Genomic DNA, 24,150 nt, shown 5'->3' on the forward strand with positions numbered 1-24,150 from the left:
GAGAAGTTCTCGGGTGAGCACTCCTCAGTATGCCGGGCCGGCGAGTGGAATCAGACGAGGTCGAGCCCTTCTTCCACGTCGATCGACTCGATTCCGAGTGCGACGCCGACGGCATCGTTGGTGAGCCGCCCCGCGACCGTGCTGACGCCCGCGCGGAGAGCGGCGTTCTCCCGCGCGGCGCGCGCGAGTCCCTTCTCGGCGATCTGCAACGTGTAGGGCAGGGTGACGTTGGTCAGCGCATGCGTGGAGGTGTGCGGCACCGCTCCGGGCATGTTCGCCACGCAGTAGAACACCGAGTCGTGGACCCGGAACGTGGGGTCTGCGTGGGTGGTGGGACGCGAATCTTCGAAGCATCCGCCCTGGTCGATGGCGATGTCGACGAGAACGCTGCCTGGCTTCATCCGGGAGACCAGCGAGTTCGAGATGATCTTCGGGGCCTTCGCGCCGGGGACGAGCACGGCACCGATGACGAGGTCGGCCTGCATGACCTCCTGCTCGATGGAGTAGGCGTTGGCGGCGAGGGTGCGGATCCGGCCCTGGTACATCCGATCGGCGGCGCGGAGCTTGTCGACGTTCTTGTCGAACAGGACAACGTCGGCCCAGGTGCCGGCGGCGACCGCGACGGCGTTCATGCCCGACACGCCGGCGCCGATGACGACGACGCGGGCCGGCAGCACCCCGGACACCCCGCCGATGAGTACGCCTCGGCCACCTTCGGGCCGCATGAGTGCCTGTGCGCCGACGAGTGGTGCGAGCCGGCCGGCGACCTCGCTCATCGGGAACAGTAGGGGCAGTGACCCGTCGGGAAGTTGAACGGTCTCGTACGCAACGGAATTGGTTCCCGCAGAGAGCAGGGCGCGGGTGCACTCCTCACCCGCAGCGAGGTGCAGGTAGGTGAACAGTGTGAGGTCCGAACGCATCCGGTGGTATTCCTCCGCGATGGGCTCTTTGACCTTGAGGACCAGTTCGGCGCTCTGCCAGACGGCGTCGGCCGTGTCGAGGATCTTTGCCCCCGCGGCGCCATAGGCGTCGTCTCCGATCGACGATCCCTCTCCCGCACCACGTTCCACGAACACGTCGTGTCCGTGGGTGACGAGTTCGTGCACTCCGGCCGGAGTGGCCGCTACCCGGTACTCGTGGTTCTTGACTTCCTTGGGGATACCGATCCTCATCTGAGACCTCCGTTGGCTGGGCTGATCACTGCTCCGTCCACAAGTCGTGGTGCCGGGGCGATAACGAAGTCTGGATCACCCTGGCATGGGACCAGAAGGACCAGTTTTGCGTCGGCTATCGGGACCAGTCTGGACCCATCGAATACTGCTCTTCTGGCCCTGACCTGGGGTCCACGCCATCCGTATGGTGTGGATCACAGCCATTCGACAACGAAGGAGATGGTCGTGGACGTCACCGAATTGCGAGCACGGGCCCGCCGGCACCTCGGACCTCATTTCACCCGCAAGGACACCTGGGACAGCGACTTCCCGGTGTTCGTTCGTGGCGAGGGCAGCTATTTGATCGACACCGAGGGGGACCGTTTTCTCGACGGTCTGGCAGGCCTGTTCTGCGTGAACATCGGTCACGGCCGTGACGACATCGCCAAGGCGGCGAGCGAGCAGATCGGGACGCTGGCGTACGCCTCGAACTGGGGCAGCGCCCACATTCCCGCGATCGAGGCGTCCGCGCTCATCGCCGACCTCGCGCCCGGCGATCTCGGGACGACCTTCTTCGTCAACTCGGGATCCGAGGCGGTGGAGACGGCCGTCAAGTTCGCCCGGCAGTACCATCGCAGCCAGGGCAACCCCCAGCGAACCAAGATCATCAGCCGCGAGATGGCATACCACGGAACCACTCTCGGCGCGCTCTCGGTGACACAGCTGCCCAAGATCAAAGACCCGTTCGGACCGCTGCTGCCCGGGGTTCGCTCCGTGCCCAACACCCTCGGTTACCTCGGCGACTGCGGCCCGGCGAACGAGCTCGACTGCATCGCCGCGATCGAAGCCGTCATCGAGGAAGAGGGCGCCGAAACCATCGCGGCCGTGTTCGCCGAGCCGGTTCAGAACGGGCGTGGCGCCCTCGTTCCGCCGGACGGGTACTGGCCCGCGCTGCGCGCGCTGTGCGACAAGCACGGGATCCTGCTCGTTTCGGACGAGGTGATCTGCTCGTTCGGCCGCCTCGGACACTGGTTCGGGCACGGGCTCACCGGTGTGGTGCCCGACATGATCACGTTCGCGAAGGGCTCCACCTCCGGATACGCCCCGCTCGGTGGCCTGATCGTCCGCGAGCAGCTGGTGCGCGAGCTGTACGACTCGCCCAAGGGCGGCGTATTCACCCACGGCGCGACGTGGGGCGGACACCCGGTGTCGACGGCGGTGGCGGTCGCCAACATCACCGCGATGCGCGACGAGAACGTGCTGGGCAACGTCACCGCGCGGGGCCCGAAGTTGCGGTCGGCACTCGACTCGCTGATGAACGCGCACCGCTGCGTCAAGGACGTGCGCGGCACCGGCTTCTTCTACGCGATCGAACTGATGGCCGACAGCGACAGCGGCCGCGAGTTCACCGAGCAGGAGTCGCTGACGGTGTTGCGCAAGGTGCTGCCGGAGGCGTTTGCCCGCACCAAGGTCATTCTCCGCGGCGACGACCGTGGTGCCACGATGCTGATGATTTCGCCACCGCTCGTCGCCGACGACGAGGTGCTCTCGGAGCTGCTCCACGGAATCGACAGCATGCTCACCGACATCGAGAAGGCAATTCAGCCGTAGGGAACGACACGTTCCCCGAGTTCCAGCGGGTGGCGGTCGTCGAGTTCGACGACCGCCACCCCCTTCGTAGTGATGGGAGAGCGAGGCCATGGCCCCGAGCGTCACCGCTGTACCACTCATTGACACTGCACGAGTACAGGATTCGTCGCTGATCGACCACTGGATCGCCACCCTGCGAGGGGCGAATCGCGTCGTCGGTCTCGCGGACGGAGAAGACGAACGCGCAATCCGCGCGGCCCACCACCTGCACCACAAGTGCGTCGTCTCCCCCAGGTTGTTCGGGCGGCGGGATGTTATCCGGCGTATCGCCGAGGCTGCGGATATCCCCCTAGCCGAGGAACTCGTCATCGACCTCGCCGAGGCGGCCGCCGACCCCGCGCTCCGCGACGCCGTCGAATCGGGATTCGCCGAATACCCCGATCGGATCGAGTCGGCGCTGTCCGACCCGGTGTGCCTCGCCGCGGCGGCGTTACGCGCGGGAGTGGTCGATGCCTGCGTCGCGGGTGCGAGCAGGCCGACGTCCGACGTGCTGCGAGCCGGATTGCGCATCGTCGGTCTCGCACCGGGCTCGAGTATCCTGTCGAGTTCGTTCCTGATGCTGCTACCGGACGGCAGGCAGCTGACGTTCTCCGACTGCGCCGTCGTGCCCGACCCCACCGTCGACGAACTGGTGGATATAGCCCTGGCCGCAAGCGCCACCCACTTCCAGCTCACCGAGCAGCCGCCCGTCGCGGCAATGCTCTCGTTCAGCACGCAGGGCAGTGCCAGCCACCCGCGGGTGGAGAAGGTCCGCGAGGCGGTGCAGCGGGTGCGGTTGCGCGACCCGGACCTGCACGTCGACGGAGATCTTCAGTTCGATGCCGCCCTCGTCGCCGAAATCGCGGCGTCGAAGGCTCCGGATTCGAGGGTCGCGGGCCGCGCGAATGTACTGGTATTTCCGAATCTCGACGCTGGGAACATCGGATACAAGATCGCGCAGCGGCTCGGTGGCGCAACAGCGCTGGGACCGATTCTGCAGGGACTGTCGGCGCCGTGGAACGATCTGTCCCGCGGATGCAGCAGCAGCGACATCGAGTTGATGTCTCTGGTGAGTGCGATCCAATCGCTGGCCACCTGATCGACCTCGTTACCGAGGCCTCCGAACGAAGGGATTCACCATGGCGATGCTGATACTGGGTGCCCTCTGTATCGGTATTGCCTCGGTCATCGGTGGCGCCACCGGATTCGGAACGGCCCTCATCGCGACCCCGGTCATGTTGATGGCCGGATTCGACGTCGCCGAGGTGGTGTTCGTGAACCTCGTCGCGGGACTGGTCACCCGCCTCAGCGCGGCATATCAGCTACGGAGCCAGATCAATTGGGGCAGAGTGGCGTTGCTGGGAGCCGGCAGCCTGCCAGGGGCCTGGTTGGGTGCCGTCACGCTGAGCATGCTGCCGGAGCAGTTCTTGAAACCGGCTGCGGGAGCGCTGGTCATGATGTGCGGGGTCGCCATGGCTCTTCCAGTGCGGACGGAGACACCACGGACGCCGTCGACCCCGGCGCTGGCGCTCACCGGGGCCGTCGGCGGATACCTCGGAACCACAACATCTCTCAACGGACCACCCCCCGTGCTGCTGCTCATGCGGGCGCGGCTGCCGCCACTGTCCTTCATCGCCGACCTCGCGGGCTACTTCATCGTCGCCAATGTCATGGCGTTGGCAGTTCTCTGGTTTCGCGACGAGGTAACGGAGTCGATGATCTGGCCACGCCTTCCGGTATTCGTGCTCGCGGCCTTGGCGGGAAACCTCATCGGACTGGCGATTGCCCGGCGATTGCCGCCGGGCGTGTTCCGCTCTGCCGTCATCGTGCTGGTGATCGCCGCAGGCGCGGTGACCCTCACCGTCGGATAGGCACGCGCTCAGCGGTCGATACCGACTCGGCGGACCAGACGCACCAGTTCGCCTGCCGGACCGTCGAGTTGACGAGGTCCGCGCCACGCTGCGCGCAGTACGCGGTCGAGGTCGAGACCCTCGACGTCGATCACCTTCAGCTCGCCGGCCTCCACCTGCTCCGCCACGGCGAGCGTGCTCATCACCGCCGGCCCGACCCCGGCCAGCACGCTGGTGCGAATGGCGGCGGCGCTGCCGAGTTCCAGGAGCGGTGCCGCCCTGTCATATTCCTGCAACGCCACATCGAGCGTGGTGCGAGTACCCGAGCCCGGTTCACGGGCGAGTAGGGGCGTCATGGCCAACTCGGCTACGGCTAGTGCTTTACGCCTGCGCGCCCACGGATGGGTGGGGTGAACGACGACCACCAACCGGTCACGCGCCACCGTGAGGCTTTTCAGGGGTCTCGGCACCGAGGGGGATTCGACGAACCCGACGTCACACGTCCGGCCGGCTACCCGGTCGAATACCTGCGTCGAATTATGCACCTGCAGATGGATGGTGACGTCCGGGTGCTGGCTGCGGAACTGGCCCAGCCATGCCGGCATCAAGTGCTCTGCCACCGTCATGCTGGCGGCGACCGTCAGTTCGGCGGTGCGTTCGGCGCGCAATCCGTCCGCCACATCGAGCAGTCGGCGGGTATCGGAGAGAACCCGGCGAGCCCAGTGCGCGATCACCGTGCCTTGAGGGGTCAACGTGGAGCCAGTCGGACTGCGCTGCAGCAGTGTCATGCCGAACTGGCGCTCGAGTTGTTTCACGGCGCGGCTCGCGTTCGGCTGGGCCATTCCAGCGAGTCTACTGGCGGCGCCGAGACTTCCATGGTCGTCGACGCCGACGAGTAACTCGAGCACGGCGAAATCGGGCCATTTGCGGGACATGCATTCAGTATATGGCCTGCGCGCAAGACATATCGATCTGATATGTGCCCATGCCGAACTGACGGCTACCGGAGACGTCGATTCTGATCGACCGTAGACGTATGAGTAGTCAGCTGAGGGAATCGAAGTCCGAGGAACAGCGCGCCCCGAGCACCGCCACGCTGCCGCGACTGCACAACGCCACGGCCACTCTCGTGCCAGGTCTGGCGCTGTGCGCTGTCGCGACCGGCACCGCGATGGGTGTCGGCCGGTTCCTTCCGACGGTGAGCCCGCTGCTCATCGCCATCGTTCTCGGCGCCGTTCTGTCGAACATCGTGCATCTGCCCGAACGCCTGCGCCCGGGACTGCAGTTCTCCGCCAAGAAGTTGCTGCGGGTGGGTATCGCGCTCCTCGGACTCCAGTTGATGCTGAGCGACATCCTCGGACTGGGCTGGGGCGTTATCGTCGTGGTCGTCTCGATTGTCTGTCTCGGCATCGTGGGAACGATGTTCGCGGGCAAGCTGCTCGGCCTCAGCTGGACCCAGCGTCTGCTCATCGCCTGCGGATTCTCGATCTGCGGTGCGGCCGCCGTGGCAGCGGTGGACGGAGTCGTCGACGCCGACGAGGAAGAGGTGATCACCGCGGTCGCGCTCGTCGTCATCTTCGGCACGCTCATGATTCCCGCGATTCCGCTGCTGTCGCGAGCGCTGGGACTCTCCGACACCGACGCCGGCCTGTGGGCGGGCGGCTCCATCCACGAGGTTGCGCAGGTCGTCGCCGCGGGCGGCGCGATCGGCGGTGCTGCCCTCGGCGTCGCCGCGGTGGTCAAACTCGCGCGAGTCCTCATGCTCGCCCCGGTCATGGCCGTCCTCAGCGTGCGCCAGCGCAGACTCGCCGGCACCGACGCCGACGTGAAGCGGCCACCGCTCGTCCCGCTCTTCGTCCTCGCATTCCTCGCCTGCGTCGGCCTGCGGTCGTCCGGGCTGCTGCCCGCCGGCCTGCTCGCCGAGGCCAAGATTGTGCAAACCGCCCTACTCACCGCCGCGATGTTCGCCCTCGGCGCCGGCGTACAGATCACCACGATCAAGAAGGTCGGTGCGCGGCCCTTCGTGCTCGCGGGCATCTCCACCGTCTGGGTGGCCTCGATCGCGCTGGTCGGTGTTCTTCTGGTCGCTTGACCACCGCGGCATCAGTGCTGGACGGGTCCGGTACCGAGGAGATCCGCGTACTCGTCGGGAAGCTGGGCCACCACATCGTCGAACTCACCGCCCGTCACGGAAGCCTTCAGTGCGGCCAGCACCGCCCGCGCGTGCTGACGGGCTTGTTCTTTAGTGCACCCCAGACCTTCGTCCTCGGCGACCTTTCCGTAGAACTCATCGACTCCGAACCGCTCGCCGGGCCCGGTGGCGGGCAAGGTATCGGTGAACGCCGGCGGCAACTGTGCGGCGAGATCCTTGGTCTCACCACCGGACAGACGCTGGCCGAGCACCCGCAATGTCGCCCGTATAGCGGCCTCGCCGTGCTCGACGGTATCGATTCCCGCGGTGCTGCGTACTGCGGAAACGAGCTCTTCCTTGTTCATCTGTGCTCCTCCATTCCTCTGTGGGTCTTTGAAGGGGCGTTCCAGTTCCCGGAGTTCGCGTGGGTCCAGCGGTCGGACGTGCCGGTGGAGTCTCATCCATGGAGCGTTTTCGGTCCGGGAGCCTCTTCGACGCCATGCTTGCGCCCTACCCACCCGAGCTGGTCATCAAACCTCGAGAATCGTGGTGTGTGCGAACCCGTGTCGCACAGCTACCCCGGGCATGAACGTCGGTCCCCCGGCGTTATCAATTAGCTGTCGCCCGGGCGGGTAGCTATCGCCTTAGCGAGCGTTGACCGTGATTGCACGAAGGAGAGAAACGGTCATGGCCACCGACTACGACGCCCCCAGACTGAGCGGTCCGGATGATCTTGTCGAAGAGTCGCTCGATCAGCTCGAGACCAGGAAAGAACCCCCAATCGCCCGACGTCGACATCGACCTCGATGAGGCAGATGTCATGGAGTCGTTCGAGCTGCCGGGCGCCGACCTGTCCAGTGAAGAGCTCATGGTCAAGGTGGTACCGAAGCGAAGTGACGAGTTCACCTGCACCAGTTGCTTCCTCGTCCACCACCGTAGCCGGTTGGCCGAGCGCACCGAGAGTCGGATGATCTGCCGCGACTGCGCCGACTGATCGATCTATCCGCCGCAGTGGACCTGGAACAGCGGTCTCGGCCGGGCGTGCGCGCTGGTGACCTTTTGCCCTGGCCAGTGGGGATGAAAGGTCGTTATGATCGGATTCTGCCGTCCCCGAGAAGACGAGGGCGGCGCCGCGAAAAGCCCAGCTCACCGTGGGTGCGGTCGGCGGTTACCGGCGCGCGGCGTTCGAGCCCCCGGAACATTCCAGGCTTCGACGTTTCGTTCACCGCGCCGACGGCAACGCCTGTAGGCAGGGGGCGAGACGCAGGCAGGACGCGAGGAGGACGAGCGCGATGACCATCGCACCGCACATCACCACCGATCACGACGAGATTCGCCGGTGGGTTCAGGCGCATCACGGGGCACCTGCGCGGGACAGTGCGGGCCAGTTGCGGATCGACTTCCTCGGGACCGTCACCGGGTTGGAGCGCCTGTCCTGGGACGAGTGGTTCACCGCGTTCGAGGCGCAGTCGCTGGCCCTGTGCTACCCGGAGCCGCATATCCGCGGCGGCACCAGCGCCTGGTTCGAATTGGTGCCCCGAGACGGGGCTGTACTCGGCGCGATGAAATGAGCGCCGCGACCCGGTTGGATTTCCGCGCGGTGGTTAGTCTCGAAAGATGGCAATCCCGGATTTCACGGTCGGCACTACCGCTGCGATGGCCGGCCTCGAGAGCACCTTCGCCGACGAGCTGGACGCCCTGACGGTGCCATGGCAGGGCGCACAGGCGCCCGACCCGAAGTTGCTCGTGCTCAACGAGCAGCTCGGCGCGTCGTTGCGGCTGAATATCGAGGCGCTGCGAAGCGAGGACGGGGTCGCCGTCCTGTCCGGGTCGACGGCGCCGGCTGGGGCCAAGCCGGTGGCGATGGCGTATGCCGGCCATCAGTTCGGTGGGTACGTACCCCTCTTGGGGGATGGTCGGGCGTTACTACTCGGTGAAGTGAAGAATGGTGACGGCCGACGAGTGGATGTGCATCTCAAGGGTTCGGGGCGCACACCGTTCTCGCGGGGCGGCGACGGTTTCGCTGTTGTTGGCCCGATGCTGCGTGAATACCTGGTCAGCGAGGCGATGTATGCCCTCGGCGTCCCCACTACGCGCGCGCTGTCGGTGGTGGCGACCGGCCGGCACGTTCTTCGAGACGGCGCCGAGCCCGGTGCCGTGCTAGCCCGGGTGGCGGCCAGTCACCTGCGGGTCGGCACCTTCGAATTCGCGGTGCGGCGGGGTGAGGTGTTGCAGCCCCTCGCCGACTACGCGATCGCCCGCCACTACCCGGAGCTGACCGAACTGCCGGAGAAGGGTCACGGCAATCGCTACCTGGCGTTCTTCGAGGCGGTGGTCGAGGCTCAAGCGTCACTGGTGGCGCAGTGGATGCTCACCGGGTTCGTGCACGGGGTGATGAACACCGACAACACGACCATTTCAGGAGAGACCATCGACTACGGTCCGTGCGCTTTCCTCGACGCATTCGATCCGGCTGCAGTGTTCAGTTCGATCGACCACGGCGGCCGCTATGCGTTCGGCAACCAGCCCGCCGTCCTGAAGTGGAACCTGGCGCGCTTCGCGGAAACCTTGCTTACGCTGGTGGATTCGACGGTGGATGACGCGATTACCGCGGTCTCGGCGGTCCTCGACACCTTCGACGAGCGATACGACCGCCAGTACTCGGCGGGTATGGCGGCAAAGCTCGGTGTAGCCGGCACGCTCACCGAGCGTGCGTTGATCGACGACCTGCTGACGCTGATGGAGGAACACGGTGCCGACTGGACGGGCACCTTCCGCGCTCTCGCGGAGGAGCTACGCGGGAACTCGACACCTCTCGGCGAGCAAGTACCGCGCGAGCACATCGGGGCATGGTTGGAACGCTGGCGCGGCGTCCTGACCGCACACGGGCTCGGGGCAGCGGACACCGCAGCTGCAATGGACAGCGTCAACCCGCTGTACATCCCGCGCAACCATCAGGTCGATGCTGCTTTGCGCGCCGCGACCGGCGGTGATCTCGCTCCGTTCGAGAAGCTGCTCGAGGTCGTTACGCATCCGTTCGACCACCGCGACGAATGGTCCGACTACACCACGCCCGCACCGCGTGCATTCAGCGATACCTTCCAAACCTTCTGCGGCACCTGACCTACGGACCCACGGCCACGCCGAGCGGTTCGCGGTCGTTCACGACGATGCTCGGTCACCGTCCCAGACCACCCGTCCGTCGGATCGGACCCGTGCACCCGCCGCAAGCAGATGAGAAGTTAGCCGGCCGTCGTGCATGAGGTGCTCGACTTCGACCTCGTGGGCGAGGACGGCGACGTCGGCGACGAGGCGGCGGTGGCAACGCCACCACACACTCTCACTGCACATCATCGCCGTTCGCCGCCGACTCGCCTGCTCCACCAACTCGGCGAAGGCGTCAGCGAACTCGGTCGTGCGGGTATACGCCGCGTACGCAGCGAACTGGTCGACCTGCCACCAGGGGTCCTCCCGCTCCTCGCCCGACGGCAGGCGGCGGCGCCCGCCCAGCCGCGGTTCGTGGCGATAGTCGATTCCGGCGTGCGGTAGCCATCGCGTGAGCGCCTCACTGCTGACGTCGGGGTTGTGACGACTGCCTGGATATCGCCGAATGTCGACTACCGCTTCAATGGCGGCCGTCTCCAGCAGCGTCGTCATTTCTTCCCGGCCGAGTCGGCCGTGCCCCACCGAGATCAACATCGTCTTACCTTCTTCTCCTCGGAACCGGCCAGTGGTGTCGCTTCGTCGGACCTCCGCTCTGCGCCGGGAACGGACGGGGAGCGTTGGTGGTGATGTTACGACTCGGTGAGTTCAGGGTCCGGGTCGACGTCCACCGACACTCTCAGGTGATATCGGAGGTGGTCACAGTGGAACAGATCCTGATTCGCAACCTTCCCGCGGGAACCAAGGCCGCCCGGCGGGCGCGCGCCGAGCAGCATCACCGGTCGGTCGAAGCAGAGGTACGCGGGATCCTCCCGACTTCGGTGTGAAAATCCGTCGACCGGGCGACAACTTCTGATCTGCCAGCGGATGACCGTCTACTGAGGTCCGCTCTATGCTGGTGCGGTGTTCTTACTATTCGGTTTCGGCACCAAGCGGCAACACCTCGGTGCGGGGCAGACCCGAACGTGCCCGCGCTGCCACAACACCACACAGTGGGCACGGATACGGGCATCCAAGCAGTTCACGCTATTTTTTGTTCCCGTCGCACGCTGGAATCGCCGGCAATTCGAGGAATGTGGCATCTGCGGCACCGCCGTCGAGGTCTGAGGCACCGGGCATATCACGTCCACTCCGAACAACTTTCGCGCATCGGCGAGCAGAACCTCGAATCCAGAGTCCAGATCCACATAGCCGGGAAACTGTGTGCGCAGCCTTTTCGACACGAAGATCGTGTTCGTCCGTAGCGGTCCGCGGGAGGTGTCGATCGTAGCGGCGTCGAAAAACATTGCGGCGGTGCGCCAGTGGAAAGTGGACGCCGGACTGCTCCAGCCACTCCGCCATCGACGGTGTGGCCTGGCGTGGATCGACCTGAAATCCATCGGCAGGTACATCCCTCCGATGACGTCTTCCCCGGAGATTGGTATTCGGTCGAGGATCTGGCGGCGGTCGAGCACTTGCGCACGGTCAGGACCGTGCTTATCGGCGAATTGCCGCAGAGCAGCGAACTCGTGTTCGTGGCGGGGCACGCAGTGCGTTCCCGTCTCTGCCGCCCAGAATCCTGCCTTCCTCGACAGATCGAGCCAGTGCCGGCGACCGGCCTCCGCGTAGGCAGACGCGGCACCCAACTGGGCTGTGATGCTGGCATCCAAAGCGCTTCACGACGGTGACTCGATCGGGCGGCCCACGAACGGTGGGGCTGCCGCTCGAGTTTCCAACCCCGCCCGCTACCGAAGCCGGCCGACGAGATGTCTCGGCCGTACGGGTGTTGAGCAGGTGTTTCCGTGGGCCGGGGTGGGGGTGACGGAAAGTGATGGTTGACACAAGACCCGGTTGCTGTAGATCATCTATAGGAACTGTTTCTGAGTCAGCAAAGGATTGTGGTGCCATGAGTAAGTACCGGGTTATCGACACTGATACCCATCTCATCGAGCCGGCGGATCTGTGGACCGAACGCCTGCCGAAGGCGTGGGGCTCCGACGTCCTGCACGTCAAGTGGGACGAGAAGACCCAGTCGGACCTGTGGTTCTTCGGTGATCAACCGCTCAAGGGTGCGTGGACGTGGGCGAACTGGAACTGGAAGAACTTCAACTCCGAGCTGCACGACGGGAGCGGCCCCACCCGCCTCGACGAAGCCCATCCGGCGACCTACGACGTCGACGAGCGCGTGAAGTTCATGGACGATCAGGGCTTCGAGATGCAGGTGCTGTACCCGAACCTCGCCGGGTTCGACTGGAAGCCGTTCGTGCAGCACCCCAATCGGAACCTGGCGATCGCGCACCTGGCCGCCTACAACGACTTCCAACTCGAATGGGTGGCCAAGTACCCGGGCCGGTTCATCCCGATGATGGTGATCCCGTACTGGGACGTGGCGGCGTCGGTCGCGGAGATCGAACGCCTCGCCGATTCCGGCTTCGGCGGCATCGTGACCACCGGTGCCCCGCACGAGCACGGTCAGGCGCCGCTGGGCAGCCGTAAGTGGGATCCGCTGTGGAAGGCCTGCGAGGAGGCGGGCCTGTCGGTCAGCTTCCACACCGCCAGCGGTGACTTCCGCGAGATGCTCAAGCACGACGAGGACGACGGGTTGGTCGGCGGTGTCAAAGTCGCCGCCGACGGACCCCACATCTACCTCGCCAACGCCGTCATCGTCAGCGACCTGCTCGTCTCCGGAATCCTCGCCCGGTTCCCAACCCTGCAGTTCGTCTCCGTGGAAAGCGGAATCGGCTGGGCCCCGTTCGTTCTCGACGCCCTCGACAAGCGATTCCAGAAGAACGGCGTGTTCCGCTCGCACCCCGAGTTCGGTGACATGCTCCCCAGCGACTTCTTCAAACGGCAGGTATCGCTGAACTTCTGGTTCGAACAACTCGACGACTACCACATCGAGACACTCTCACTCAAGCCGTTGATGTTCGAAACCGACTTCCCCCACCCCACCAGCTTCCACCGGCCCACTCTCGAGGAAAACATCGAACTCGTCCTCGGCAACCAGCCCGAAGAGGTCCGCCGCGCCGTCCTGTGGGACAACGCCGCCCGCCTCTACGGCAAGGCCATGGAAAAGCAGGGAGTCAACCCGAACCAAGCCGTGGCCGGCCTGACCAGCTGACCACACCCCACACCACCACCAACAAGAGCCGGGCGCTCTGGGGCACTCCACCCGCACCCGACGGTGCCCCAGAGCGCCCAACCCCACCACCCCGACACGGTTCCTCGAACTCGTGCGAATTATGTCGAGGAACCTCTTCGAAACAATGTGAGGAAGCATAAATGACCACCGAGACAACGGATTCCAAGCCGGAAATCCTGACACAGGCCGGTGCTGCGACAGGCCGCCTCGCCGGTGTCAATCACCTGCAACTGATCGTCAGCGACATGGACGCCAGTGTCCGGTTCTACCGCGACATCCTGGGATTGACCGTTGTTCGCACCACCGCGGACTATCCGGCGCCCGGACGCGGATACCAGATCCTGAAAAACACCTTTCTTGATATGGGGAACGGGAACCTGCTGTCGCTCATTGTGGTAGGTGGAGCTGGCATCAGCGATACACCCACGACCGCAGAGCCCTCGGTCAGTGCCGAATGGTTGTGGCCCGGCGTTCCAGAAAACCAATGGACTCCGCGAAAGTTCGACCATGTCGCATTCAACGTCGACAGTCACGACGACGTGGTGTGGTTCCGGGACCACCTGCAGGCCTGCGGTGTCAAGACGAGCAAGATTATCGCCCGCGATCACGAGGCGTGGGTGGAGTCCCTCTACTTCTACGACCCGGACGGGATCCCCCTCGAAATTGCCACCTTCGACCTCGGCAACCCGAAGTGGGAATCTCACCGACCGACGGACTGGTTCCGCGATCCCAACCCTGTCCCCGCCCTCCGCGTGAACCCGGCGTGACGGAGACAAGGAGCGCAGTCGAGGCTAGCTCGACGCAATCGATCGATTTGCTGCTATACGACGGCTTGGCCGGCGTAAGTGATCCGCGGAACGCGGATCTGGTCGCTGCGGAGTCCGCTGCGCGCGCGTTTCTGGACGCGCTCGGGATCGATACCGGCGCCAGCGGTGTGCGAGATACACCCGGCAGGATGGCACGGGCTTACCTTGATCTCTTTACCCCCAACTCTTTCGAGTTGACGACCTTCCCGAACGATGAAGGGTATGACGAGCTGGTGGTGGCAAAATCCATTCCGGTTCGCTCGGTGTGTGAACACCACCTGTTGCCGTTCAGCGGTGTCGCGCATGTCGGATACCTGCCGGGCGAACGCGTCCTCGGCCTGTCGAAACTTGCCCGCATCGTCGAGTTCTTCGCCCGTCGGCCTCAGGTGCAAGAACGACTCACGAAGCAAGTCGCGGATTGCTTGACAACAAAACTCGCGCCGAAGGGTGTGGGGGTCGTGATCGAAGCCGAGCACAGCTGTATGTCGATGCGCGGGATACGCGCCATCGGCTCTACCACCGTCACCTCGGCGCTGTCGGGATCGTTGCGCGATGATCCGCGATCACGCCAAGAGTTCTTCGCGCTGACAGGCGTCTAGAGCCACGACGGAAACCTGCTCCTTCCGGTAAATCGTCGAAACGTCAAAGCCATGCCCGTCGCGTCACCGAGGTCCTCACAGGTCGGCGCGCCGAGGTGGAACAGCACAACCCAAGGGGTATCCATGAGAGCTGAGTCGGATCGAGTCAGGCAGAAACGCGTGTTTGGTGGCGTTGACATCGCGGAACTGTTATTGAGAACGACTATCGGAGCGACCATGGTCGCACACGGAGTAAAACACGCTCGCTCGCTCGACGGCACGACGCGGTGGTTCGAATCGATCGGGTTCCGCGATCCCAAGTTTCAGGCAGCCACCAGTGCCGGCGTCGAAATACTCTCGGGAGCGCCCTTATCGCGGGGACCATGACCCCGGTGGCAGCGGCGGCGGTGATTGGCACGATGGGTGTAGCGATCCGAACCGTGCATGCCCCCAACGGGTTTTTCATCACGGCCGAGGGATATGAGTACGCAGCGGGCCTTGCCGCCGGATGTGTGGCGCTTGTCAGTCTCCCCGCCGGCATGTTCGGTCTGGATCGGCATCTCCGGCTCGGACGATTCCGCGGTGGCAGAGCCGCATTTGCCACACTGATCGTGGGTGCGGCATCGGCGGCAAGCCACACGTCCGTGTTCTGGAAAAGTCCCCGACGTACCCCGCCAGACGCTCAACCGCGAACGCCCGATCTCGACACGGTAGAGCCGAGAGAACGAGCCGGCTGATCCGGCCACCGTAGCTCGACCACGCCCAGGCCCTCCGAAAGGAACTCCCATGGCCCTGCTGACCATCGGTGATCAGGTTCCCGCCTACAACCGAACCGCTGTCATCGTTGACGACCTCTCAAATTCCCCGCGCCGCAAGGTCGACTATGCCGTCCGGGTCCTCGACGCCCTGCAATCCGAACAGCTGTGCACCTGCAACTGGAAGAGGGGCGACCCCACCATCTCGCCGGGGGCATTCTCGAGTAGGAGCGTTTAATCATGGCCGGACGAGAAATTGTGGCGACTGCCACTGCCGTTGCGAAGACCGCGAAGGTCATCATTGCTCGACGAGTCGTCCCGTACGCCGCCGGGGTGCTGTCAGCAAGAATGACGTGCCTGTCAAGGACACCACGGCCAGGCCTCGCCGGCAAAGCATGGGACCGAAATCGGCTACTCGCAGATATTCGGAACGTACCTGCGATGAGCATCGATGAATTGATGACGCAATACGCGAAGCTCTCACCAGTGGACGCGCCCACTGATGTCATGTTCTGGGAGTTGGTCGACGCCCGCAGTGCGCTCAGAAAGTTCATCGTTGCCGCGGCCTGTCGCGAAGATCGATTGATCGAGGTCAGCCAGCGCCTCCTGTCGGTGGAACTGCCGACGCGTTCGGACACCGCTACATCAGCGGCGATGAGCCCTCGACGGTGACCAACCGCTGAACTGCCACGTCCCGAAGGCCAGGCAGCGCGGACTCTCTCACGCGGGTGACGCGCTCCGTTCAGGTCGCCTGATCGTTTTCCCCACCGACACCTTGTACGCGGCAGGTTCAGACGCCTTCGACCGGGAGGCCGTGCACGCCTTGTTGGCTGAAAAAACAGCGCGGTAGTGACAAGCCGGCCTCGGTCCTGTCTTGACGGCGGCACGACCGACAGTCTGCCCTCCACCATTGTGGACCTCACCTCCGCCGCCCACCCCGCTATCCTGCGGGAGGGTGCCAGTTCGAGCGCCGAGGCCAGCGAGGTCCTCGGAATCTCCCTCCCTCGGGGCGTGCCACATCGCAACCCAATCGCCACCCGCAACCGCTCACATCCATGACGAGGCAGGCACTGGCGCAGCAGCATTCGGCACGACGGTCATAGCGAGGGCGACTTTTCGGTGGTACCCGCCCGACTCGGGCTCACTGGAACGGCACCACATCTTTCCCGCGGGCGGCATCGACATAGTCCTGCCGCAGGGGATGAAACGCTTCGACGAACACAGCGCCCTCCCAGCCGACGACCAGGCCGTGTCGCACCTCGCCGGGCACCACGTAGCTGGATAACTCGGTCAACTGCACCTCGCCGGTGTCGAGCAACAGTGTCGCGTCGCCGCGGAGGAGTAACCCGATCTGTTCCTGCGGATGGGAGTGGATCGGCACCACCGTGCCGGGTTCGAAGGTGACATAGGTCAATTGCATATGTGCGCCGAAAACGGCACGCCCATCCATCCCCTGCACGGGCTTGAAACCGATCGTTTCATTCAAATCGAAGATGTTGGCCTGCATATGTCAACCCACTTCCAGCACGATTTTGCCAAGTACTTCGTTGTCAGACATCAATTGATAGGCCTGATCCGCTGCGCTCCAGGGCAGGACGCGGGCGACGACCGGGCGGAGCGTTTCGTGGATATCGCGGTGGGCGGCATGCGGGCGGAAGGGTGCAATGTCTCGCCGCAACGCGCGCACGATCTCCGCCCTTTCCTGGGGAGTCCTGGTGCGGAATGTCACGCCGACCAATTCGATCCGTTTGAATGCCAGCGCCTCCATATCCAGGAGCCCCTCCGTTCCGCCGAGGCGTCCGATCCCCACGATTCGGCCCTTCACTGCCGCGGCCTGAATGTTCATCGGAAGGTAGCTGCCACCGACGTGGTCGAGAACGATGTCGATCCCGTTGCCGGCGGTGATCTCCAGCGCTCTCGCGGCGAAATCGGTTGCACTGGTGTTGATCACTTCGTCGACCCCCAGGGCGTCAAGGAGCGCGTGGCCTCGATCCGAACGGGTGGTACCGACGATGAGCCGGGCTCCGAAGTAACGAGCCAGCTGGACGGCCTGCATGCCCACGCCGGATGTCGCGGCGTGTATCACAACCGATTCGCCCCCGGTCATCCGCGCAGTTGTCATCAACGCGTTGTGGGCTGTCATGAAGCCCAATACTGCCGCAGCTCCTTCGGGGTAGCTCCAGTTCGTCGGTATCGGGATGAGCATCGAGGCATCCACCACCACCTCTTCCGCCAGACCACCAGCCACCATCGTCATCACGCGGTCGCCTCGCGCAAAGTCGGTGACACCCGGACCGACTTCGATGATCTCCCCCGCCGCGTCGAGCCCCACCACCTGGACCTGCGGTACACCACCCCCAGCGGTATGGGTTCCGGCGAGCTGGGCCAGATCGGCGCGGTTCACCGAAGCCGCTCGCACCGCGATGCGGACCTGTGTGTCCCCTACCTCGGGTGGAACCACATCGACCAGATCCAGTCCAGGGCTATTCGACTCTCGATCGATGACCATTGCCTTCATTCTCAACCCCTCTTGATCTTGAAAATCGAAACTGGCGAGGACCGCCAGATGCGGTTGCCGTGGCGACAGCCGTTGCAGAGCATGTAATCCGTGCTGAGCCCCGCGCGGTCAGGGGCTGTTCAGGCATTCCACGAGCAGGACGCCGGATCCTTCGGGATCCGACGTGGCCACCACGCCGTAGGTTCCGCCGGTATCCTCCAGGGCGCTGAGCATGGTTGTCACACACCGAATTCCTTCGAGTCCACCCAGGTGACCGAAGGCTAACGCCCCACCCCGCGGATTTAGCATGTAGGGATTCAGGCGGAACTGCTCGAGCCAGATCAGCGGTGTCACCGCCACCTCTTCCGGAACCTCGAATTGATCGATCCGGTTGAGCGGAACTTCGAGTGCCCGCAGATACGAACGCACCGATTCAAGTTGAGAGACCGATACATTCGTCAGCGGCGTGTCGAACAGCATCTCGACTCCCACCAGACGCCCGCGAGGGTGCAATCCCAGGTCGTCGGCGCGGGCGGCGCTCGTGAGCACCAGCGCGCCGGCGCCACTCGCGGCACGAGCGTTGTGATGGGAGGCGCGACAATCGTGGCCGGCTCCACCGTTCGAAGCCGGCGCACCGGCTGGCGTAAGGGCACCGCGCGGCTCGGGCACCTGCCGAAGCTCGTCGCTCGCGATGAACTCGGTCATTTCGTGGTCGAGGTGAACTTCGAGAGGGATGATCTCGCGTCGAAAATCGCCCGACAGGGCGCATTCCCGGGCGCGTCGGTGGGACGCGAAAGCAAAGTCGCCTTGCTTCTTTCGCGTGATGGACCATAGGTCCGCTCCCCGCGGCGTCGGCTGACCCGCAGCTTGCCCAGGCTCATGGAGAGAATGCCCGCCAACCGCTCCCGCCACCAGCACCACCCTTCGCGGATCATCGTTGATCGCTTCACTGGCCAATTTGACTGCAGAAGTGGACGAAATCGTCTCGTGCAGATCGATATGATCGAACACATTCCGCCACGATTCGGCATACCGGCGCGACGCTGCCCCGTCACCCACAGTGATCACGGTGGTGACAACGTCCTCATCGATCTTGGCGCGTTGCAGTAGGCCGTTGACGGTGACGTCCAACAGCTTTTCCACCGTGAGCTCGCAGTAGGTTCTGCCGTACTTCTGCCGCTGGGTGAGCGGCGATCGCGCTGCCTCGACGATTACTACTTCGTTAGTCATCGGATTACCTCGAACTCCACACTCTGATATTTCAACGGTGCACTGAAGGTAGGCCGCAGGGCTGGACCATCGCCGATGTCGAGTCCGCAGTCAGGGCCCCTTCGACACTCCTACGAAAATCCCCGACCGATTTGCGGATGAAGGAGAAGACCCCACCATGGACGATCAACTGCGCTCCCAGTTCAACCTCGGAGGCAATAAGATGGGGGCTCGGTTGGAACACGCCGTAGGCAATTTCGCGTTCGGCACAAAGCGCACGCACCCGTTCCTGCGCCTCGAGCACAAGGCGGTGTCGCGGATCTCCGGGCACTCCATACAATTGGGCAAGGTCCCCGTGCCCCACCAGTGCCAGGCCGATGCCCGGAAGAAGAAGCTCGTCCAACGCCTCGACCGCTTCCGGGGTTTCGATAATCAACCCAACAAGCAGATTCTCGTTGGCCCAGCGCATGACGTCTGTCGCGCTGGTGACCTCCTGATAATTGACGCCCGCTCCGCCGACCAAGGCGACGCCGCGTCGACCCCTTGGATGATAGAACGCCAAGTCGATGAGGCGCTCGACCTCGGACGGATGTCGCACATGCGGAATCAGCAAGGATTGACATCCCCCGTCCAGCAATCGAGTGATCCAGGCATAGTCGATCTGGGGTGGCCTCACCAACGGACTGATTCCGGCGGCATGGGCATGCGCGACCAAGTCGAACACCGTCTCGGTGTTGTGGAGATTGTGCTCTTGGTCGATGAACACCGTGTCCGCACCCGCAGCGGCCATGGCGTACACCATGCCTGGGTCGCGCGCCTCATTGAGACTGCACCCCAACGCAATACGACCATCTTGCAAGGTTTCCAGTAGATGGTTTCGCCTCAAGATCATGGCAACAGCTCTTCTCACTCTTCGAACGGCATGCGACAGTGGGTGGCATACCAACGTGGGGCGTGGTGACCGTGTCGGGGTGGTGGGGTTGGGCGCTCTGGGGCACCGTCGGGTGCGGGTGGAGTGCCCCAGAGCGCCCGGCTCTTGTTGGTGGTGGTGTGGGGTGTGGTCAGCTGGTCAGGCCGGCCACGGCTTGGTTCGGGTTGACTCCCTGCTTTTCCATGGCCTTGCCGTAGAGGCGGGCGGCGTTGTCCCACAGGACGGCGCGGCGGACCTCTTCGGGCTGGTTGCCGAGGACGAGTTCGATGTTTTCCTCGAGAGTGGGCCGGTGGAAGCTGGTGGGGTGGGGGAAGTCGGTTTCGAACATCAACGGCTTGAGTGAGAGTGTCTCGATGTGGTAGTCGTCGAGTTGTTCGAACCAGAAGTTCAGCGATACCTGCCGTTTGAAGAAGTCGCTGGGGAGCATGTCACCGAACTCGGGGTGCGAGCGGAACACGCCGTTCTTCTGGAATCGCTTGTCGAGGGCGTCGAGAACGAACGGGGCCCAGCCGATTCCGCTTTCCACGGAGACGAACTGCAGGGTCGGGAACCGGGCGAGGATTCCGGAGACGAGCAGGTCGCTGACGATGACGGCGTTGGCGAGGTAGATGTGGGGTCCGTCGGCGGCGACTTTGACACCGCCGACCAACCCGTCGTCCTCGTCGTGCTTGAGCATCTCGCGGAAGTCACCGCTGGCGGTGTGGAAGCTGACCGACAGGCCCGCCTCCTCGCAGGCCTTCCACAGCGGATCCCACTTACGGCTGCCCAGCGGCGCCTGACCGTGCTCGTGCGGGGCACCGGTGGTCACGATGCCGCCGAAGCCGGAATCGGCGAGGCGTTCGATCTCCGCGACCGACGCCGCCACGTCCCAGTACGGGATCACCATCATCGGGATGAACCGGCCCGGGTACTTGGCCACCCATTCGAGTTGGAAGTCGTTGTAGGCGGCCAGGTGCGCGATCGCCAGGTTCCGATTGGGGTGCTGCACGAACGGCTTCCAGTCGAACCCGGCGAGGTTCGGGTACAGCACCTGCATCTCGAAGCCCTGATCGTCCATGAACTTCACGCGCTCGTCGACGTCGTAGGTCGCCGGATGGGCTTCGTCGAGGCGGGTGGGGCCGCTCCCGTCGTGCAGCTCGGAGTTGAAGTTCTTCCAGTTCCAGTTCGCCCACGTCCACGCACCCTTGAGCGGTTGATCACCGAAGAACCACAGGTCCGACTGGGTCTTCTCGTCCCACTTGACGTGCAGGACGTCGGAGCCCCACGCCTTCGGCAGGCGTTCGGTCCACAGATCCGCCGGCTCGATGAGATGGGTATCAGTGTCGATAACCCGGTACTTACTCATGGCACCACATTCCTTTGCTGACTCAGAAACAGTTCCTATAGATGATCTACAGCAACCGGGTCTTGTGTCAACCATCACTTTGCGCCACCCCCACCCCGGCCCACGGAAACACCTGCTCAACACCCCTGCGCAGCAGTGCGCACACCTGACCCCGGAACGCAGACCACCGTCGCATCGATTCCTCCGAAGCGGGGCGGCCTACTCGTCGGACCCGATTCCTGGCAAGTTCGTCAGCGCCGCACTTTGGCCACGGCGGACAAGCCGCCTCTCGAGTTTGTTCTCGTGTTGGCACGATCTCGGGATGTGTTGAGCCACCATAACTTCGTCGGCGGTGCCGACGAATTGGCGACCTCACCCATCTACATCGCTTCACGCAGCGGTAATCCCTGGGGCGAGGGCTATCATGAGCGTTATGAAAGTTGTTGGCCGGAAGACTGCGCGACTGGTGGCGGGTCGAATCGTGCAGGACATTGGAGACGAAGGGCTCTCCCGGCTTCCCTCGGAAGCGGAGTTGCTCGAACGCTACGAGGTCAGCCGGCCGTCGCTTCGCGAAGCCCTTCGTATTCTCGAAATGTACGGAGTCATCTCCATTCGACCCGGCCCGGGTGGGGGTACCCGAGTAAATCAGGTCGCAAGCTCGCAATTTGCGAGCGCTTCATCGTTGTATTTCCATCTACTCGGCCTGACGCTCAGGAATGTGCTGAACACGCGCCTGCAGGTCGAGCCTTTGATGGCTCGGCTCGCGAGTGAACGCGTGAAGTCGGGTATACCCTGGGATCCTGACGAGGCGGACGGGATCGGGGACAACGCGGAGTCCGGTAGTTTCCACTTTTCAGTGGCCCGGTTCACCGGCGACCCGATTTTACTGTTATTCGCGGACGGACTCCGCAGCATATATGTCGATGAATCCGCCGACGAGAAGATTCCCCGAGAAGAATTGCCGGTATCGCACGATCAAATCGCCGACGCCATCAAGAGTGGTGATTCCGAAAAAGCTGAGCGCCTCATGCGTGATCATATTCGGAGTTATGTCGACGCGTTGGAGAAGAATTGTCCCGAGGTGCTGGACCAGGTAGTGGACTGGAACTAATTGTCCTCTGTCGTTCTACCCCGACTGTCCAGGACTGGCGCGCGCTCCCCGGATTCTGCAGGATGTTCGATGGTCGTGACGGTTACGCGTCCTCACACCTCAGCTGTGAGCGTCTGATCTTGCCGACACTTGTTCGTGGAAGTTCCGCCACCTGGTGCCAATCGCGTGGACATGCTTGCGGTGGAAGGTTGTTCGACGCCCAGGCGGTGAGCTCATCGATGTCGAGCGGTGTCTCCGCGTTCCGCGCTACTACATAGGCGACGGGAACAACGTCCCGAATGGGGTCCGGCCGCGGGACGACGGCGACCTCCAGGACACCGGGTGCCTGCGCCAATGCGGCCTCGACCTCGGTGAGGCTGACGTTCTCGCCGGAGACCTTGATGACGTCGTCGACCCGGCCGACGAATCGCAGGCGCCCGTCCTGATCGGACACCACCAGGTCGCCAGTTCGTAGCCACGTCTCGCCGCCTTCTTCGAGAAGTGCGGCCGACGTCGCCTTCGGGTCCGAGAGATATTCCTGAAAGAGGTCACACCCGGGGGTGCCGGCCACCAACAAGAGACCGGGGGTCTCCGTTTCGACGGGCTCGAGGCTGTGGGGATCGACAATGGCGGTTCTGCGTCCTGCGTCGCTGGGGTTGCCGATGAAGACCGGACTCGCGTCTTCGGGGCGTTCCGCCGTGACCATGGCAACGGTTTCGGTCATTCCGTACAGCTGGCGCGGTGCACATCCCACCATCGACGCGAACTCCTCGAAGTGACCGGGAGCGAGGCTTTGAGCGAACCAGACGTGCGTGAGGCTCAGTTGGGGTGTGTCCTCGGGACGCCGCGCAAGAATCATCCGGATCGGGGCCGCAAACAAGCTGGCGTGGGTAGCCGCGAGTCGGGCGGCCTGCTTACCCCATTGAGAGGCCGAGAATGTGTGGGTCAGGGCCACGCTTGCACCCACCGCGATCGCCGGAGCGAAGCAATAGTATTGGGCGTTCGCATGGAACAGTGGAAGTGTGACCAACCAGCGGTCCCCCGGTCTCAGGTCGGCGGCCTTCGCCATCGCCTGGGCGACGTGTGCATAGTTGCACTGCGTCAGTACAACAGCTTTGGGCTCGGATGTCGTTCCAGACGTGAACATCACTGCGAGTCGGTCATGCGGGCCTGGTTCGTGGACCAGACGTGGGAGGCGGTCGCGGGAGACCAGGACGCTGCCAGGAAGCACGTCGATCGAATCTTCCTTCAGGACAATAAGTTCTATATCGAGCGCCGACGCTGCACCCTCGTCGAACGCACGCTTGACGCCCTGGAGGTACGTGTCGGCATTCCGGGAACCGCACAGCGCCACAGTCGGTGTCGTTCGACGAATATGCATCGCGATGTCCCTGGCGGAGGACGCCGGATCGGCGAAGATGGCGGTGGCGCCGATACGCGCTGTGGCGAGCCACACTGCCACGAAAGCGGGACAATTCTTCAAGACAACGTGGACCGCCGACCCGGGCACTGCCCCTGCCTCTTCGAGCGCGGCGGCCGTCGAATCGACGATTCGATCGAACTCCTCATAGGTCCATTGCGTGACGTCGTTCGTCGACCCTTCGAAGACCAAGAAGGTCTCGCTCGCGTGAACCGCGACGGTCTCGCTCCAGGTTCGTGCGAATGTTGCGCAGGCAACGGCGTCCAACGTGCACCTCACAGATTGTCGTACATATCTCGGATCGTTCTCGGTGCCTCGTCGAGCACCCACAACGTGTTCGGTCTGCCCTACACTTCGTGCGTCAATCGGGCCTCCGCCGAAGCCTACGTTCGTCGTGTCCGTGTCGATATGTCCGATGGAGACGGTACTTGCGCCGATTCTGGTCCGTGGTGGACATACACCGTATGGTGAAGGCAACTGCTGCGGCTGAATGCGC

25 protein-coding genes and 2 pseudogenes are annotated in these 24,150 nt (G+C 64.0%); 17 read left to right on the top strand and 10 right to left on the bottom strand.

The annotated features are described in order from the left end of the window. Positions 1–50: 50 nt before the first annotated feature. Positions 51–1,172, bottom strand: a complete 1,122-nt coding sequence (gene ald / locus JQT59_RS06840) for an alanine dehydrogenase (RefSeq protein ID WP_213575492.1) — start codon at positions 1,170–1,172, stop codon at positions 51–53. A 219-nt stretch (positions 1,173–1,391) separates the two neighbouring features. On the opposite strand from ald, the gene JQT59_RS06845 reads away from it, so the two are divergent. The 3 genes from JQT59_RS06845 to JQT59_RS06855 all read left to right on the top strand — a co-directional run bounded on the left by JQT59_RS06845 (position 1,392) and on the right by JQT59_RS06855 (position 4,651). Next, complete coding sequence (locus JQT59_RS06845) at positions 1,392–2,762, top strand: aspartate aminotransferase family protein (RefSeq protein ID WP_204164849.1); 1,371 nt, start codon at positions 1,392–1,394, stop codon at positions 2,760–2,762. A gap of 88 nt (positions 2,763–2,850) precedes the next feature. Continuing rightward, the gene (locus JQT59_RS06850) at positions 2,851–3,879 is read left to right on the top strand and encodes a phosphotransacetylase (protein WP_213575493.1); all 1,029 of its coding nucleotides are present in this window, start codon (positions 2,851–2,853) and stop codon (positions 3,877–3,879) included. Between the two features lie 40 nt (positions 3,880–3,919). Next, entirely contained in the window at positions 3,920–4,651 is a 732-nt protein-coding gene (locus tag JQT59_RS06855) for a sulfite exporter TauE/SafE family protein (RefSeq protein ID WP_213575494.1), read from the top strand. An 8-nt stretch (positions 4,652–4,659) separates the two neighbouring features. On the opposite strand, the gene JQT59_RS06860 is transcribed toward JQT59_RS06855, so the two are convergent. Beyond that, complete coding sequence (locus JQT59_RS06860; RefSeq protein WP_213575495.1) at positions 4,660–5,565, bottom strand: LysR family transcriptional regulator; 906 nt, start codon at positions 5,563–5,565, stop codon at positions 4,660–4,662. A gap of 101 nt (positions 5,566–5,666) precedes the next feature. Here JQT59_RS06860 and JQT59_RS06865 point away from each other — a divergent pair, with 101 nt between their 5' ends. Then, positions 5,667–6,722 carry a YeiH family protein gene (locus JQT59_RS06865; RefSeq protein WP_213575496.1) on the top strand — a complete coding sequence of 352 codons (1,056 nt, stop codon included), beginning with the start codon at positions 5,667–5,669 and terminating at the stop codon, positions 6,720–6,722. Between the two features lie 11 nt (positions 6,723–6,733). Here JQT59_RS06865 and JQT59_RS06870 read toward each other — a convergent pair whose 3' ends face one another. Continuing rightward, a complete protein-coding gene (locus tag JQT59_RS06870) occupies positions 6,734–7,126 on the bottom strand; it encodes a DUF2267 domain-containing protein (protein ID WP_213575497.1) in 393 nt (130 codons plus the stop codon). Positions 7,127–7,448: 322 nt separating this feature from the next. On the opposite strand from JQT59_RS06870, the pseudogene JQT59_RS06875 reads away from it, so the two are divergent. The 3 genes and pseudogenes from JQT59_RS06875 (at position 7,449) to JQT59_RS06885 (ending at position 9,884) form a co-directional block, all read left to right on the top strand. After that, positions 7,449–7,755: pseudogene (locus tag JQT59_RS06875) on the top strand (DUF4193 domain-containing protein). Positions 7,756–8,053: 298 nt separating this feature from the next. Beyond that, entirely contained in the window at positions 8,054–8,332 is a 279-nt protein-coding gene (locus tag JQT59_RS06880) for a hypothetical protein (RefSeq protein ID WP_213575498.1), read from the top strand. A 46-nt stretch (positions 8,333–8,378) separates the two neighbouring features. After that, a complete protein-coding gene (locus tag JQT59_RS06885) occupies positions 8,379–9,884 on the top strand; it encodes a protein adenylyltransferase SelO (protein ID WP_213575499.1) in 1,506 nt (501 codons plus the stop codon). A gap of 39 nt (positions 9,885–9,923) precedes the next feature. On the opposite strand, the gene JQT59_RS06890 is transcribed toward JQT59_RS06885, so the two are convergent. Continuing rightward, the gene (locus JQT59_RS06890) at positions 9,924–10,460 is read right to left on the bottom strand and encodes a DUF488 domain-containing protein (RefSeq protein ID WP_213575500.1); all 537 of its coding nucleotides are present in this window, start codon (positions 10,458–10,460) and stop codon (positions 9,924–9,926) included. Positions 10,461–10,639: 179 nt separating this feature from the next. On the opposite strand from JQT59_RS06890, the pseudogene JQT59_RS06895 reads away from it, so the two are divergent. The 9 genes and pseudogenes from JQT59_RS06895 to JQT59_RS36745 all read left to right on the top strand — a co-directional run. Then, a pseudogene (locus JQT59_RS06895) lies at positions 10,640–10,735 on the top strand (FitA-like ribbon-helix-helix domain-containing protein); the annotation flags it as partial. A gap of 91 nt (positions 10,736–10,826) precedes the next feature. Beyond that, complete coding sequence (locus JQT59_RS06900; RefSeq protein WP_213575501.1) at positions 10,827–11,030, top strand: zinc-ribbon domain-containing protein; 204 nt, start codon at positions 10,827–10,829, stop codon at positions 11,028–11,030. Positions 11,031–11,808: 778 nt separating this feature from the next. Next, positions 11,809–13,023: an amidohydrolase family protein gene (locus JQT59_RS06905; protein ID WP_213575502.1), complete on the top strand. Its 1,215-nt coding sequence runs from the start codon at positions 11,809–11,811 to the stop codon at positions 13,021–13,023. A gap of 161 nt (positions 13,024–13,184) precedes the next feature. Then, the gene (locus JQT59_RS06910) at positions 13,185–13,811 is read left to right on the top strand and encodes a VOC family protein (RefSeq protein WP_213575503.1); all 627 of its coding nucleotides are present in this window, start codon (positions 13,185–13,187) and stop codon (positions 13,809–13,811) included. 47 nt (positions 13,812–13,858) lie between these two features. After that, on the top strand, positions 13,859–14,449 hold the full coding sequence (gene folE / locus JQT59_RS06915; RefSeq protein ID WP_213577465.1) for a GTP cyclohydrolase I FolE: 591 nt from the start codon (positions 13,859–13,861) through the stop codon (positions 14,447–14,449). 216 nt (positions 14,450–14,665) lie between these two features. Beyond that, entirely contained in the window at positions 14,666–14,815 is a 150-nt protein-coding gene (locus JQT59_RS37980; protein WP_349307031.1) for a DoxX family membrane protein, read from the top strand. A 399-nt stretch (positions 14,816–15,214) separates the two neighbouring features. Continuing rightward, positions 15,215–15,421, top strand: coding sequence for an alkyl hydroperoxide reductase (locus JQT59_RS38295; RefSeq protein WP_213575504.1), 207 nt, complete (start codon positions 15,215–15,217; stop codon positions 15,419–15,421). 203 nt (positions 15,422–15,624) lie between these two features. Next, entirely contained in the window at positions 15,625–15,855 is a 231-nt protein-coding gene (locus JQT59_RS06930) for a hypothetical protein (RefSeq protein WP_249354181.1), read from the top strand. A 103-nt stretch (positions 15,856–15,958) separates the two neighbouring features. Then, positions 15,959–16,033, top strand: a complete 75-nt coding sequence (locus JQT59_RS36745; RefSeq protein WP_249354556.1) for a hypothetical protein — start codon at positions 15,959–15,961, stop codon at positions 16,031–16,033. Positions 16,034–16,324: 291 nt separating this feature from the next. Here JQT59_RS36745 and JQT59_RS06940 read toward each other — a convergent pair whose 3' ends face one another. The 5 genes from JQT59_RS06940 to JQT59_RS06960 all read right to left on the bottom strand — a co-directional run bounded on the left by JQT59_RS06940 (position 16,325) and on the right by JQT59_RS06960 (position 21,165). Then, positions 16,325–16,690, bottom strand: a complete 366-nt coding sequence (locus JQT59_RS06940) for a cupin domain-containing protein (protein WP_213575505.1) — start codon at positions 16,688–16,690, stop codon at positions 16,325–16,327. A 3-nt stretch (positions 16,691–16,693) separates the two neighbouring features. After that, positions 16,694–17,692: a zinc-binding dehydrogenase gene (locus JQT59_RS06945; protein WP_213575506.1), complete on the bottom strand. Its 999-nt coding sequence runs from the start codon at positions 17,690–17,692 to the stop codon at positions 16,694–16,696. 117 nt (positions 17,693–17,809) lie between these two features. After that, on the bottom strand, positions 17,810–18,910 hold the full coding sequence (locus tag JQT59_RS06950; RefSeq protein ID WP_213575507.1) for a thiolase family protein: 1,101 nt from the start codon (positions 18,908–18,910) through the stop codon (positions 17,810–17,812). Positions 18,911–18,941: 31 nt separating this feature from the next. Continuing rightward, positions 18,942–19,781 carry an HpcH/HpaI aldolase family protein gene (locus tag JQT59_RS06955; RefSeq protein ID WP_249354185.1) on the bottom strand — a complete coding sequence of 280 codons (840 nt, stop codon included), beginning with the start codon at positions 19,779–19,781 and terminating at the stop codon, positions 18,942–18,944. A gap of 169 nt (positions 19,782–19,950) precedes the next feature. Continuing rightward, positions 19,951–21,165: an amidohydrolase family protein gene (locus tag JQT59_RS06960; protein ID WP_213575502.1), complete on the bottom strand. Its 1,215-nt coding sequence runs from the start codon at positions 21,163–21,165 to the stop codon at positions 19,951–19,953. 412 nt (positions 21,166–21,577) lie between these two features. Here JQT59_RS06960 and JQT59_RS06965 point away from each other — a divergent pair, with 412 nt between their 5' ends. Beyond that, a complete protein-coding gene (locus tag JQT59_RS06965; RefSeq protein ID WP_244372896.1) occupies positions 21,578–22,255 on the top strand; it encodes a FadR/GntR family transcriptional regulator in 678 nt (225 codons plus the stop codon). Between the two features lie 82 nt (positions 22,256–22,337). Here the strand turns inward: JQT59_RS06965 and JQT59_RS06970 are convergent, their stop codons facing one another. Next, positions 22,338–23,921 (bottom strand): class I adenylate-forming enzyme family protein, encoded by a 1,584-nt coding sequence (locus tag JQT59_RS06970; protein ID WP_213575508.1) that lies wholly within the window; start codon positions 23,919–23,921, stop codon positions 22,338–22,340. Between the last annotated feature and the right edge of the window lie 229 nt (positions 23,922–24,150).

This window comes from Rhodococcus sp. USK13, assembly GCF_018343855.1.
In the GTDB taxonomy this organism is placed as follows: domain Bacteria; phylum Actinomycetota; class Actinomycetes; order Mycobacteriales; family Mycobacteriaceae; genus Rhodococcus_F; species Rhodococcus_F oxybenzonivorans.